General features: G+C 60.4%; 15 protein-coding genes and 1 pseudogene. 13 read left to right on the forward strand and 3 right to left on the reverse strand.

Annotated elements, in window-relative coordinates; all coding sequences use genetic code 11:
* Window positions 1-246 (reverse strand): helix-turn-helix domain-containing protein (locus tag NKJ13_RS21635; protein WP_352778282.1); only part of this gene is annotated, 246 nt, incomplete at its 3' end.
* A gap of 695 nt (window positions 247-941) precedes the next feature.
* Here NKJ13_RS21635 and NKJ13_RS21640 point away from each other — a divergent pair.
* The 6 genes from NKJ13_RS21640 (at window position 942) to ggt (ending at window position 6,553) form a co-directional block, all read left to right on the forward strand.
* Window positions 942-1,292: a VanZ family protein gene (locus NKJ13_RS21640; RefSeq protein ID WP_352506216.1), complete on the forward strand. Its 351-nt coding sequence runs from the start codon at window positions 942-944 to the stop codon at window positions 1,290-1,292.
* Window positions 1,293-1,839: 547 nt separating this feature from the next.
* A complete protein-coding gene (locus NKJ13_RS21645; protein ID WP_352506217.1) occupies window positions 1,840-2,511 on the forward strand; it encodes a GntR family transcriptional regulator in 672 nt (223 codons plus the stop codon).
* An 83-nt stretch (window positions 2,512-2,594) separates the two neighbouring features.
* Entirely contained in the window at window positions 2,595-3,440 is an 846-nt protein-coding gene (locus tag NKJ13_RS21650) for a transporter substrate-binding domain-containing protein (RefSeq protein ID WP_352506234.1), read from the forward strand.
* Window positions 3,441-3,509: 69 nt separating this feature from the next.
* Window positions 3,510-4,223, forward strand: coding sequence for an ABC transporter permease (locus NKJ13_RS21655; protein WP_352506218.1), 714 nt, complete (start codon window positions 3,510-3,512; stop codon window positions 4,221-4,223).
* A complete protein-coding gene (locus tag NKJ13_RS21660; RefSeq protein WP_352506235.1) occupies window positions 4,220-4,939 on the forward strand; it encodes an ABC transporter permease in 720 nt (239 codons plus the stop codon). Before NKJ13_RS21655 ends, NKJ13_RS21660 begins: the two co-directional genes overlap by 4 nt.
* Window positions 4,940-4,960: 21 nt before the next feature.
* Window positions 4,961-6,553: a gamma-glutamyltransferase gene (gene ggt, locus NKJ13_RS21665; protein WP_352738469.1), complete on the forward strand. Its 1,593-nt coding sequence runs from the start codon at window positions 4,961-4,963 to the stop codon at window positions 6,551-6,553.
* A gap of 149 nt (window positions 6,554-6,702) precedes the next feature.
* On the opposite strand, the gene NKJ13_RS21670 is transcribed toward ggt, so the two are convergent.
* Window positions 6,703-7,587, reverse strand: coding sequence for a sigma-70 family RNA polymerase sigma factor (locus tag NKJ13_RS21670; protein WP_352506220.1), 885 nt, complete (start codon window positions 7,585-7,587; stop codon window positions 6,703-6,705).
* Between the two features lie 106 nt (window positions 7,588-7,693).
* Here NKJ13_RS21670 and NKJ13_RS21675 point away from each other — a divergent pair, with 106 nt between their 5' ends.
* The gene (locus tag NKJ13_RS21675; protein ID WP_352686687.1) at window positions 7,694-8,167 is read left to right on the forward strand and encodes a hypothetical protein; all 474 of its coding nucleotides are present in this window, start codon (window positions 7,694-7,696) and stop codon (window positions 8,165-8,167) included.
* 76 nt (window positions 8,168-8,243) lie between these two features.
* Here the strand turns inward: NKJ13_RS21675 and NKJ13_RS21680 are convergent, their stop codons facing one another.
* On the reverse strand, window positions 8,244-8,609 hold the full coding sequence (locus tag NKJ13_RS21680) for a VOC family protein (protein WP_352506221.1): 366 nt from the start codon (window positions 8,607-8,609) through the stop codon (window positions 8,244-8,246).
* Window positions 8,610-8,735: 126 nt separating this feature from the next.
* On the opposite strand from NKJ13_RS21680, the pseudogene NKJ13_RS31620 reads away from it, so the two are divergent.
* From NKJ13_RS31620 to NKJ13_RS21705, 6 genes and pseudogenes are all read left to right on the forward strand, one after another.
* Window positions 8,736-8,917: pseudogene (locus tag NKJ13_RS31620) on the forward strand (transposase); the annotation flags it as partial.
* A gap of 1,296 nt (window positions 8,918-10,213) precedes the next feature.
* Window positions 10,214-10,555, forward strand: coding sequence for a hypothetical protein (locus tag NKJ13_RS21685; RefSeq protein ID WP_352778285.1), 342 nt, complete (start codon window positions 10,214-10,216; stop codon window positions 10,553-10,555).
* A 106-nt stretch (window positions 10,556-10,661) separates the two neighbouring features.
* Entirely contained in the window at window positions 10,662-12,452 is a 1,791-nt protein-coding gene (locus NKJ13_RS21690; protein ID WP_352778287.1) for a phage tail tape measure protein, read from the forward strand.
* Window positions 12,452-12,670: a hypothetical protein gene (locus tag NKJ13_RS21695; protein WP_352778289.1), complete on the forward strand. Its 219-nt coding sequence runs from the start codon at window positions 12,452-12,454 to the stop codon at window positions 12,668-12,670. Before NKJ13_RS21690 ends, NKJ13_RS21695 begins: the two co-directional genes overlap by 1 nt.
* A 166-nt stretch (window positions 12,671-12,836) precedes the next feature.
* The gene (locus tag NKJ13_RS21700; RefSeq protein WP_352778290.1) at window positions 12,837-13,037 is read left to right on the forward strand and encodes a hypothetical protein; all 201 of its coding nucleotides are present in this window, start codon (window positions 12,837-12,839) and stop codon (window positions 13,035-13,037) included.
* Window positions 13,038-13,118: 81 nt separating this feature from the next.
* On the forward strand, window positions 13,119-13,532 hold the full coding sequence (locus NKJ13_RS21705; protein ID WP_352778293.1) for a hypothetical protein: 414 nt from the start codon (window positions 13,119-13,121) through the stop codon (window positions 13,530-13,532).
* Window positions 13,533-13,538: the final 6 nt, after the last annotated feature.

Consider the following 13,538-nt stretch of genomic DNA (forward strand, 5'->3'; position numbering starts at 1 on the left):
CATGGTGATGTCGTCCTTCTCGGCCACACAACCAATCAGGAACGCACGATGCGGGTCGAGCTTGGAATGGCGGCGGCCTCCGCTCGGCTTGGGCACCAGGCTCTCGGTCTTTCGATAGTTCCTCATCAGGATCACGACGAACGAAACCGACACCCCAAAATGTGCCGCCGCCGCACGCCGCGAATGGCCAGCCTCGACAAACCGCACAACGCGTTCACGCAAATCGAGCGAATAGGGCTTGGGCATGGCAAATCACCTCCTTAAGGAAGTGAATCACAAACCCGACGTTAGCGGAATCCTTCGCGATTCAACCTGAATGTCCGACGCTCTAGACTGGAACATTAGAAGTCTCTAATTGTTATCCTAAGCAGCGGGAACCTCCCGGGTTTCTGCTGCAGATCGGGGTGCAAACCCGGTCGGCCCGCGCCCTCCGCCAGAGGCGCGGGCTTCGTTTGTTTAGCCGATGCGCAACGCCGTTCGGCAGCAGCATATTGGAGACCTGCGGGAGCATTCGTAGCATCAGTCGCTACCGCGGCGCCCTGGCGCCCAGGCAACGGAGCCCGTCGTCCGACAGGGCGGCGGGCTTTTGACCCCTTTGCGCAATCGGTGGAATTCTGGCCGGCGCCGATTCGTGTGGCATGGGTAAGGTGCCCCGACGCAGCGCCGGCCAAGCGGAAAATCAGGTCCGCCGCAGCCAGATAGTAGCCGGGTCAGCGCGGCAGGGAATTGCGTGATCGCGGAAGCTACCGCTGGCCTATTGCACTCGCCACGGGCCCGGCCTGTGCAGCGGCTGACCCGAGGCATTCATTCATTCTGACGATGCACCGGACGCCCCGACGGCGGAAATTGGACGCCGCGCTCGCTCTGGCCGGTGGTGTTCCCCCGCAGATTTCGGACGAAAGGCCATTTTATCCTTGTTGCGCCTGGATTCCTATCAGATCGTGGCAAGGATTGCCTTTCCGGCCGCGTTTGCCGGCGTTCTGCTGTTCGCCCTTTTGCCGGAGCAGCTCCTGCTGGGTCTTGGCCTGGCTTTCACGTTTGATCACGACAAGCTCAATCACGCCGCCGCCTTCGTCGTCCTGGCGGCTCTCGGAAGTCTCGGCTGGCCGGAACGCAAGGCGAAGCTGATCGTACTGCTCGTTCTCACGGGCGCAGCGATCGAGGGGCTTCAGGCCGTGCAACTGATAGGGCGCGACCCGGATCTGTTCGACTGGGTTGCCGACTGCGTGGGAATTGCGTGCGGACTGATGGTTGCAGGCTGGACAAAGCGGCTCGCTGGCGGATTGCCATAGGTGCTGAGAGCCTAACGTCGCCGGCGCACCCGCGCTCCAGGGTTGTGAAAATGGCCGGCGCCACTTGGGGGGCGCGTTGGGGTAAGTTGCCTGATCGGGCGCCGGCCAGGCGGAAAAATCAGATCCGCCGCAAAGTAACGTAGCAGGAATGGCAATGCGCGGCAGTAGCGTGATCGCGGAATATCCGCGCTCGCGCCTCCGGTGCGGTGACCCGTTTTGGGTCAACAATTCTGGCACCTGAATTGCACTGTAAGCAATGCCGGGGAACACTCCGGCGATCGTCCCCGAATATGGGGCCTCGCCGCTTCGCAAATGGAGCGGCGGGCCTTTTTTTGAAAGTTCGGTGGCGTCGAAGGTTTCCGACGCGTGGGCGTCGAAAAGCGGCCGATCAGCGGCTTAGCTGACCACGGTGCGCTTGCCCGATTTCCCCGATCAAGTGCTTATTCTCACAAGAGAAATTCTAACGCGCGCAAGCTTCTGTGCTTGACACAGGTCTCGACAATTGGATAAGTGGATACACAGATACGCTTTTGACCGGACCAAGGACGTGGCAGCAGACGCAATCGAGCCGTTGGGTATCACGACCGCCGAGGAGGAGGCTTATCGCCACATTCAGCGGGCTCTGAGGATGGGGCGTTACCGGGCCGGGGACCGGCTGATCCCGGAAGAGATCGCGACGGAAATCGGCATGAGCCGCATGCCGGTTCGCGAAGCATTCCGCCAACTGGCTGCGGAAGGTCTTGTGGTCATTCGCCCGAACCGTGGCTGCATCGTCGCCGGGCTTACCCTCGATGAGATCTACGAAACCTTTGAAATACGCTCCGTGCTCGAAGGGTTGGCGGTGAGGCTTGCCATGCCGCACATCGATGTCGAAGTGCTTGAAGAACTGGAACGCCAGCTCGACCGGATGGAGCGCGCCAGCCAGACCGGCAGCAGCGACTGGGTCGTGCGCCATCAGGCCTTCCATCTGCAGATTTGCCAATTGAGCAACAGAGCCAAGCTGGTCCGGCAGATTGCCAGCCTGCACGTCGTGATCGAGCCCTACCTGCGCATCTGGTTCGACTATGTCGACAAACCGGCCAGCGCGCGCGCCGAGCACGAGATCCTGATCGAGGTGTTGCGGTCAGGTGATGCCGGCAAGGCAGAGATCGTCATGCGGGATCATATCGTCGAGACAGCGCCGCTTCTGGCTAGCTTTGCAAGTCCCGGCCGCCGCTAGGAATACCATCTAAATCGTTGAAGCCGGAAGATAATCCGGCACGACGGAAGGGAACTGCCATACCGGCAAAAGAGGAGATTGACATGAAAATTAGCCGCATCGCAGCCATTGCGTCGGTCCTGTTCGGCCTGGTCCACGCCGCTGTCGCACAAGAAACGCCAAAGGCAATTACCATTGCCACCGAAGGAGCCTACGCGCCTTGGAACTTCACAACGGCCGACGGCAAACTGGACGGCTTCGAGGTCGATCTCGCCAATGATCTGTGCGGGCGAATGAAGATCGAGTGCAAGATAGTCGCACAGGACTGGGACGGCATGATCCCCGCGCTGACCGTCGGCAAGTTCGACGTGATCATGGCGAGCATGTTCATCACCGAAAAACGTCTGAAGGTCATCGATTTTACCCAGCCATATGCGGTGGATCCCTCAGGTTTCGCGGTCGCCAAGGATAGCGAACTGGGCAAGCTCGGCATTTCCAACGAGCGGTTCAAGCTGGACAATGAAGCCTCTGCGCAAGCGGCAATCGACAGGCTCAAGCCATTGCTGAAGGGAAAGATCATTGGAGTTCAGGCTGCGACGGCAAACCTGGAATTTGTAAGAAAATACTTCTCGGACGTCGCCGAGATTCGCGAATACAAGACCACCGAGCAACACGATCTCGATCTCGCCGCGGGTCGCATCGACGCGCTCTTCGCACAGCAGACAGCGCTGGCTGCCACGCTGAGCAAACCGGAGTTCAGCGACTATACGCTTGCAGGACCAGGATTTGTCGGGGGTCTCTTCGGTCTTGGCTCCGGGGCCGGTATCCGCAAAGAGGACACCAAGCTGAAAGACATGCTCAACGGCGCCATCGACGCCGCGACCGCCGACGGCACGATCAAAACCCTGTCGCTTAAATGGCTCAAGAGCGACGTCACTCCAGTCAAGTAGGCGCTTGCCGGCGAACGGCCATTCCTGACCCGTTTCGGAGCTGAGCCGTTCGTCCTGCCGGGGATATCAATGGTTGACGCATTCCGGCTGCTTGGTTTCCAGAACGGAGGTTGGGGGGCTGCTCTTCTCATGGCGGCCTCGATCACAGTGCTCCTGTCTGTGCTGGGCTTTGCGCTTGGCGCTGTATTTGGCGGGCTGGCAGCGGCCGGGCGTCTCCACAACTCCCAACTGCTAAGGTTCTTGGCCCTTGGCTATTGCACGGTTTTCAGGGGCGTGCCCGACCTTCTGACCATTTATCTGCTTTACTATGGAGGTAGTGTCGCCCTGACCTCGCTTGGTCATAGCCTGGGCGGGTCCGGATTCGTTGGCGTTCCGGCCTTTGCCACTGGAACCTTGGCTATCGCAATCATCTCGGGCGCCTATCAAGCCGAGGTCTATCGAGGGGCTTACGTCGCCATCGACCAGGGACAGCACGATGCCGCTTGCGCGCTTGGTCTCAACCGGCTGCAGCGGCTGCGCCAGATTATTTTTCCCCAGCTCCTGAGATACGCGCTGCCAGGCCTCGGCAATGTGTGGCAATTGGTTCTGAAGGACTCGTCGCTGATATCGGTAATCGGCCTCGTTGAACTGATGCGCCAGGCACAGATCGCCGCAGGTTCGACCCGTGAACCGTTCATCTTCTACATTGCTGCAGCCTTGCTCTATCTGGCTATCGCTTCCGTCACGGGCAATGCCTTTTACCGTCTGGAACGAAAGGCGCCGTGGCGCGTCCGGTCGGCATGATAGATTTCAGGTTTTTCCTCGAAATCCTGCCGAAACTACTCGCCGGCCTGCCGCTTACGATGGAACTGGCCCTGACTTCCATCGTTGCCGGCTTCGTTCTTGCCGTCACATTGGCGCTTGCCCAGCAATCGGAATCGCCCTTCGTCGTCCTACCGATCCGTGGCTTCGTTGCCGTGTTCAGGGGGACGCCCCTGCTGGTGCAGATTTTTCTGACCTATTATGGCCTTGGTCAGTTCCGGCACCAACTGTCGGCAATTGGATTATGGGCCGTTTTCCGCGAACCCTACTGGTGCGCAATCATCGCGCTGACACTCAACACCACCGCCTATGGCAGCGAAATCCTGCGCGGCGCGATTCAATCGGTGCCACACGGCCTTGTCGAAGCGGCCCGGTCTGTCGGCCTGTCCACCTGTTTGACCTATCGGCACGTTATCCTGCCGCTGGCCTTTCGCCAGGCGCTGCCGAGTTACGGCAATGAAATCATCCTGATGATCAAGGGCACGTCTCTGGCTTCCATCGTAACCTTGATGGAGGTGACTGGAATTGCCCAGGGATTGATCTCCCAGACCTACCGCGCCTTTGAAGTCTTCATCTGCGCGGGCGCCATTTATCTCACTTTGAACTTCGCGATCATCCGTGCCTTGGCGGCACTCGAATACTGGATGTCGCGGCATCTGCGGCACCGCCCCTCGACGATGAGCGACGCCGCCTCTTGAGCACGACCAGAAGGGCATAGCATGCGAAATTTTGAGAAACCAACGCGCTCGGTTGTCGTTTCACGCGAGGCCATGGCCGCCACCTCTCATCCGTCGGCGACCCTGACGGCGGTGGAGATCATGGCGGCCGGCGGCAACGCCATGGATGCCGCCATCGCAGCCTGCGCGGTGCAATGTGTCGTCGAGCCAGCCTCGACCGGCATTGGAGGCGACTGCTTCGCTCTTCTGTCGCGAAACGGATCCGGCGAGGTCATCGCCTACAACGGATCGGGCAGGACACCCGCCGCCCTGACAATTGACTGGTTCCTTGAACGTGGCATGGCGGAGGTGGCCCGTAATTCTCCTGGCTCCGTCACCATCCCGGGGGCGATCGATGCCTGGACCAGATTGCACGCTGATCACGGGCATATGCCCTTCGATCAAATCCTGGCCCCCGCTATACGTTTCGCCGAGGAAGGCTACGCCATTTCACCGCGGGTCCATCGTGATTGGGCGTTGGAAGAAGAACTTCTGGCCTCTGATGTTACGGCGAAACGGATTTTCCTGCCAAACGGCCGCGCGCCAGACGTTGGCGAAGTGCATCGCCAGCCTGAGTTGGCTGCAACGCTGCGGCTGATCGCCAAGAAGGGACGAGAGGCCTTCTACACTGGCCCTGTGGCCGAAGACATGGTCGCCTATCTTCGTGGGCTCGGCGGATTGCACACACTCGAAGATTTCGCCGCGGCAACAGGCGAGTACGTGACCCCGATCAGCGCGGCGTTTCGAGGCTGCGATGTGTTCGAATGTCCGCCGAATGGCCAGGGTGTGATCGCCCTGCTGATTCTAAACATCCTCTCGCGCTTCGAAGCCCACGGCGATCCGCAATCCGCGGACCGGCTTCACCTGGAAATTGAAGCAACGCGCCTCGCTTACGCCGCGCGTGACCTGCTCGTCGCCGATCCCGACATGTCCGAGGTCCCGGTGGCCGACATGTTGTCGAATGCCTGGGCCGATCGTCTGGCCGGCATGATTGACCTAAAGCGCGCCCGCGCGGATCTGCCGGCGTTCGATATGCCGCTGCACAGCGACACGGTCTATATTTCGGTTGTCGACAAGGATCGCAATGCGGTCAGTTTCATCAACTCGGTCTTCGACAGCTTTGGCTCGGGCCTGGTCTCGCCACGCTCCGGTGTCGTCCTGCACAATCGCGGGCAAAGCTTTTCGCTTGACCCCAGGCACCCCAATGCGGTGGCACCGAACAAGCGACCTTTGCATACCATCATACCCGGGATGCTTGCGAGAGGCGGCCGGGCAGAAATGCCTTTTGGTGTCATGGGTGGCTACTACCAGGCAATGGGCCATGCGCACCTGCTGACGAAAGTGCTCGACTTCGGGATGGATCTGCAGGAGGCGATCGATCTTCCGCGGATCGCCCCCGTCAGCGGCACGATGAAGGTCCAGGCCGAACACGGGCTTGCTGGCGAAACCCTAGCTGAACTTAGCCGACGCGGTTTCGAAATCATTCCCGCCACGGACCCGATCGGCGGTGCGCAGGCCATTCGCATCGATTGGGCAAACGGGACCCTGCTGGGCGGTTCTGAACCGCGCAAGGACGGCTGCGCCCTCGGTCTGTAGGTTGTGGCCAGAGCGGGATCCGAGATGCCGAAGACGTTTTCATCGACATTTGACCGGCGTCGCTGGCGCCATGGTCCAGATAATTCTCGCACGCCATCGACAACGGCAGGCAGCTGGATGTAGCGACAAATCATAAGTCGCGACTTGGGCTAATCTGGTGAATTGAGCGTGGCAAAATCGATCTGACTCAGGCGAGCGGGATCGCCGATCACTTCAATGGCTCGGATTTTCTCCCCTGCCGCGTCTATCGTCAGTGCATATCGCGCACGTCCGGTCGGCGCCACAACAATCCCTGGCGCCCCGTTCAGAAGCATTGGCGTCGCGAATTGCGTACGTGCCGCGAAGGCAAGAGCCCCCCTCGCAACTGTTGTGGACCCATGTGCTTCCACCGCTCTTCCGTCAGGAGCCGCAGACGAATCAACACGGATAACGACGTCCGGGTCGAGGAGGGCCACGATCGCATCAATGTTGCCGGAACGAACTGCGTTAAGAAACTCATCCACAAGCCGCCGCCGCCCGTTCAATTCAGCAGCGGAAACAGTGGGCTGACCCCGTATGCGACGACGAGCTCGGCTTGCCAGTTGCCGCGCCATGACCGGGGTGCGGCCGACGATAGGGGCAATCTCTTCGAAGGGCACATCAAAGACGTCGTGCAGCACGAAGGCGACACGTTCGGCAGGAGCAAGCTTTTCGAGTACGACACTCAACGCAAGGCCGACCGAATCGGCAATCGCTAATTCCTTGTCGAGGTCCGCGGCGTCTCCCGAATCCGCGCCCCACGCGGAGAGCGCCTGCAGAGTCTCCGCGCGTGATTTGCGCGCCCGCAGCATGTCGAGGCAGACGCGCGCAACGACAGTAGTGAGCCAAGCGGTAAGATTGTCGACGCTCCGGGCATCTGAGCGGCTGAGGCGCAGCCACGCTTCTTGCACTGCATCGTCGGCCTCTGTCGATGAACCGAGCAGGCGGTATGCAACCTTCCGCAGACGCGTGCGGTCAGCTTCGAAGCGCTCTGCCAGCCATTCATCCGGTTCCATCTGTCACATTTTCCCATCGCTGTCCGTCACAGTGATGACGGAGGAGGCTCATCCGATGTGACAACTCCCTTTCAACGGCCTGGGGTGAGACAAAGGAGATATCATCATGGAACCGACCAACCCACTGATTCCGATCTTTGTTGCCTTGCTCGGGACTTGGTTCGGCGCAGCCGTGTTTTATGTGGTGGTCATAGCCCCCGCCGTCGTTCAAGCGGGGCCGTCCGGCGTCGGATTCCTGCAGACGCTCGCGCGACGCTACGGCACCGGCCCCTTCTATGCCGTCTTGGCCTTTCTGACGGTTGCGACCGGCATGTGGATGTACGTGGCCGGTGCCCGCGGCGTGTGGACAACGCTGAGCGTAGGCTTGGCAACACTGGCGCTGTTTCTCGGTGCATCGGCCAATCGGATCGCCGAGAGGAAGTGGGTCCACCTGGTCGGGACCATCCGGGGCTCTGCAACAGGAGACCAAGGCAGCGACGTGGCGACAGCAATCGCCAAAGCCGAAAGGGTCAACGTCGTGACAACGGTCGTGCTTGGGCTCGCGCTCCTCTGCGTGGTTCTGAGTCGAACTATGGCGTAACAACTCGCAAACGCGCGGCAATCCACATTGATCGCGGGAATTCGTATTCCCTCAACCACCGGCTATTTGTTCAAGCTCAGTCCTTCTTGAACTCGAATAGCTCGATGACGTTGCCCGATGGATCTTCGAGCAAGATGGCGCGACCGGCACCGCCGTCGCTGATGTCGCCGCGGAATCTTGCATCAGCCCGGCGCAACCGCTCAATGAGCACATCGAGTCCCTTCGTAACGATCATAAATCGGTTCCACCCGCCCGGCTTCGGATCGCCGCCCGCCTGACCACCGCTCCCCGCACCTGGGGCGCTGAGATACAGCGTCAAGTCGTCACGCAGCAGCGCGGCGAACTTGCCCGGATTGTGCATTTCGATCTTGAAATCGAGATAGTCTCGATAGAATGCGACCGCCTCATCGACGTCCGCAACGATGTATCGGACGGAAGCCATTCAACCTTCTCCTCTGTCTTGGAGCTACAACAGTCAACTTCGGCAAAGGTTTCCCTGTCGGTCGAGCTGAGTGCAGAAGCGGGCCTTCTGGATGCCAGCCGAAAAAGTCGGATGAGGTTTTTGGACAAAAAGATCAACCTCAGCAGGTCTTCGCTGACCAGACCGTCGGCATCAAACAGGGCGAGGACCATATCTGGCTGGTCAGTTTCGTGGACTATGATCTGGGATATATCGACCTGGAACAGAGAACGTTGCAGACCATCGACAACCCGTTCGGCACGAGGTTGTCACCCATGTCTCCGGTATAAACCGTAACCTATGTGTCCAGAATGGACCGGAGGTGGATGGTGCCCAGAGGCGGATTCGAACCACCGACACGCGGATTTTCAGTCAAACGTTGAGCGGCCTATATCAAAGGCTTGCGGCGAAACAATCGTCAAACCCACGATCGAAGATCAATCACTTAGCGCCGATTTGTCAAACCCGGCGACGTTCCCAAATGTACCGGAAAATTGGCAACTCCTAGCCGCCAAAGCGAGCGTCGTCGACGCTGCATGTCGCGTGTTCGGACAGAAGGCAGCCAAACAGCTTTGGCATGAGCTGGGCCTCCCGCTGGTCGCCGGCAGGGCCGCCCCCGGAAGCCCGGATTTAAGGTTGCTGCAGCATGTCGCCGCATTCGTCGACGCGCGCCTGGTGGCCGATAGTCGGGTCGGCATTGCCGCGCGGCAGCTATACAGAGCCTACAGCAATTGGGCCGTCGAGGCATGTGCGCCCCAGCTATCCCTCACACGATTTGGCTTGCTGATGCAGCAGACAGGCATTCGACGTGTGGCGGGCCGCACCGTTACCTATGAGGCGAGGTTCAAATGACCAAAACCCCGCACCCCCGTTTTGGGTTGGCGCGCGGCCGAAGACTAGCGCTTTCGTTGTTTTCATTAGCTTTTTCGCCGCGACACTTGCGGCAGTTTGCGACACTTCGCGACAGTTCATGCAGCGACGAAAGGACAATAAAATCAAATGGTTGCGACAGTATGCGACAGTTTTTCCGGGTCTATACGTAGAGAAAACAGGGTGCGGGATTTATTTTCTCAAATCTATAGCGACTAAAAAGTATCGCGACTATCGAACCTATTGATATATAACAATAAAACTATCGCTAAACTATCGCTAAACTATCGCTAAGTGGTGTAGGGAATGGACAAGCTTAATACTAGACAGATCGGGACGCGGAAGCTTCGACAGCTGCTTTGGCTCCGCTTGCCATTCTTTGAAGAGCAACCGGAGCGAATTCGCCTGTTGCCGTTCGACCTGCAGGCGGAGGCTTGCCGGCTACTGTTAGAGCGAGGCTGGAGCATCGATGAAGTTTCATCTGCCACCGGTTTCAAAACCAAGCAGGTCCGGCGGTTAGTCGGCACCTTCCCAAAACATCAGGCTGCTGCCCGACCGACCCCCACCCCCGGTGTAGGGACCGTATCAGCGTTTCCGCCCCATACGGGCCCGGGGGAGCCCGGGATTTTTCTAGTAAGCGACTTCGCAAGCGGTACACGCAAACACGCGTTCCCACGCGTGCAGCACAGATCATGCAACCTGAAGGAGAATGCGAAATGATGACTGAGAAGACCGTCACCCTGTCCCGCCGCTATGAGGCGCATGGCGCTGTTTTTGAAACAGTGAAGGTGCGCGAGCCGCGGTTCAACGATCTCATGCAGCTGGGCGAGCCCTACGAGCTGCAGCGCGCTGCGGGCAACAACGTCGTCATTGAGAACGTCGAAACGGTCGCCGCCTATGTCCGCCGTTGCGTCGTCGAGCCCGGCTTCGACATGCTCGGCGAGCTCGGCATCAAAGACGCCAGGGCGGTTCGGGTCGCTGTGCTCGATTTTTTTACGTATGGCGAGCCAGCCACCGCCTCGCCTGCCTCGAAGTCGGAACCCGCGCCGACGAGCTGATCTTCCGGTTTGGTATGCGAGCGGGGGATGTCGCCTGCATGCCGATGTCGGAGATCCTCGCCTGGTTCGCACGAGCCGTCGAATACTACAATCGTAGGAGCCAAAAATGAGCAACCGTACTGTCGAAGCCGTGATGCGGCTTTCCGCCAAGCTGGGCCCGATGGGCGCCTTCGATAAGATGGGCGCCAAGCTGAACCAGGTCAATCAGAAGTCGATCGCGTTCAACAGGACGCAAGGCCTGCTCAATCGCACGATGTCGGCCATGCCGATCGGGCGCTTTATTGGACCTGCCGTCGCGGGGTACGCCCTCACGCAATCGATCAAGGAATTTGCCTCTGTCGAGCGCCAGCTCACGCGCATCGGCCTGACGCTTGGCGCGTCGCGCGACGACATGCAGGGCCTGTATCAGGACGTGAACCACTATGCCAAAGCCTACGCCCTGCAGTCTGACCAGGTCATGGAAACGGTTGGCGCCTATGCGGCCGCCGGCGCCAGCCTGACGGACATACGCAACGATCTGGACCTGCTCACCAAGTCGCAACAGGCGCTCGGGGCATCGGGCGAGGATGTCGTGAACAGCTGGAACACGGCGCGCCTGTCGCTCGGTTTGACCACCAAGGACGCCGAGAAGTTCTTCTCGATCATCGCCGCCGGCAGTTCGGCCGGCAAATTCGAAGCGCCCGACATGGCGCGCTTCCTTCCTTCACTGCTGCCGTCGGCGGCCAAGCAGGGGTTTCAGGGGATCGAGGGCGCGCAGCGCATGGTCGGATTCCTCGAGGTGATGGCGAACTATACCGGCACTGTCGGCGAGGCCGCGACGTCGGTCGGCGATTTCCTCGAAAAGCTTTCCAGTCCGGACGTCGAGAAGCGGCTCTCAAAAATCAGCGGAAGCTTTCTGAAGCGCATGTCGGCCGCTCGCGAAAATGGCGAGGACATGCTCAAGGTGACGCATGATATTTTGATGGAGGCCACCGGCGGCAAGGCGGACCGGCTTGGCCAGATTTTCGGCGACAAGGAAGCCCGCCAGGCCGCAACCGTGATCCTCACCAAATATGACGAGATCGTCGCCGCCCAAAAGGAGATCGCGGCGAATGCGCCTGGCGTCCTCGATCGCAACAACGCGCAGCTGCTGAAGAACACGCAAGCCGGTCTTGACCGGATCAAGGAAACGCTTAGCGAGCTGCAGATTCAGGCCGGCGATTTCGCCGCATCGCTCGGCGTCGTCGACGGGCTGAAATACATCGTCGACACACTCGGCTATGCCAACTCGGTCAATGCCGGTCTCGAAAAAAGCGGCGTTCACGGGTTTGCCGCCCGCACGGCCTGGGGCATCACGCACGGCGACGAGGACAAGGACATGATGGCCCGGCGCGGCGGCTATCGCTCCGATGAAGAGCTTCGCGCGGCCGCCGCATATAAGCAATATGGAGATTCGCGGCGCGGCGGCTTGCCGCGTGATCCGAGCTTCAGCGCCGGCACTGACGCCAATGGCGTGCCCATTCCGCTGCCCTATGGCGCGCCGACGCCGCTCGGTCCTGTGGTGCGCAGCAACCTCTACCCAGCCCAGCACGGCCGAGGATCCTCGTACCGGCCGGATAGCGCCTGGTCGCTTCCACCAGGTGGGGGCGGCGGGTCGCAGCCATCTGGCGACTGGTTTGCCCCCGTTGGCGCCGAGATCGAGGATAAGATCGCCAGTGGCGGCCAGCAGGCCGGCCAATCGATCACCGACGGCGCCAAACAGGCCGGAGGGATATTTGCAGCGATGGTCGCCGGCATAGGCAAGCAGCTCGGCACCGAGGCCGGTGCAGCGTTCAACGCGACGGCAAGGGCGCCGACGCCTGCCGTGCGCGCGGATACTGGACGCTCGAGTGCTGGCCGTTTGATGGGGCCGAGGTGATGGCGGTCGATGTCGACTATTTCACGGAACGCGTTCGCCTCATCGCCGAGGAGCAGGCGGACATGATCCGGATGGCGTGCGCCATGGCCGCAATCGACGATCGAGAGGATCGCCTGTTTCGTGGCGCGGTGATCGTCGAGGCAGGTTCACGCATCGCCGACCTCTGGAAGGAGATCGCAGCGCACATAGCGGGCGGGGGCTCGGGGGTCGATGCGTAAGAGAGCGGTCTCATTAGCTGGAGGCGCCGCCTCGGCGCCGTTTCAGTGCTCTTCCCGTGAAACATTGCCGACGTTTCACGCTCGGGTCGCGCCATTGCTGCCGACATTGAGCATCGGCACGGCGCAAGCTGCTGCGGGGCGACTGGGGACCGCGCGAGGCCACACCATGGGCCCGTGGCATCGCGACAAGGGCGAATGGCGCAGCGCTTGCGTCCGGTGCGGGGAAACGCTCGACCTGGCGACTGGCGCGCTCAGCGCCGCAGGCGTGGCTGCCGTGAAGGCGCAGGGCGGCATTGTGGGCGAGATGGACGGCACAGTCGTTTATGCGCTTGGCGCTGCCTTGGAGCCCTGTCTTGTCGATGTTTAGAGGCGATAGTTTGTGGGCGGGGCTTGGAGACCTGTGGGGGGCAGGGGGTAAGCCTCTCCTCAACGTCAAGGCTTGAGCGAAATGGGTGCGCCGCTCGACAAAGATGTCATCGAGACTGCGTGTCGGTTTCGACGTATCGCCGACCAGATCGCGGCCGGCAATTTTCCCGAGACCGAAGACGTGTTGGCCGGCCTCTTGATCCTGCGGCAGCTCGTCGACGACGACGCCGACCGGATTATTCCTGACGCGCGGGCTCTACGAAGAAATATTCTCCGTCGCGTCTGGAACGTGTTTTATCCCGGCAAGGCCATCACAGTGGCCGCTAAGCTCATCGCGGCTGACTGGCATATGGCTGGCGACCTTGCCGCTGAAGATCCTCTTCCTGGGACAAAGGCTGCATATTTCGCGCGCCTTGCTCGAGCCCGGATCAGCCCAAAATCATGGAACACGATCTGGGCCGACCTGGACGCCTCGCAGGACGGTCATCGGGATTAAAAATTT

This window comes from Mesorhizobium sp. M0174, from assembly GCF_040322275.1.
Lineage (GTDB): Bacteria > Pseudomonadota > Alphaproteobacteria > Rhizobiales > Rhizobiaceae > Mesorhizobium.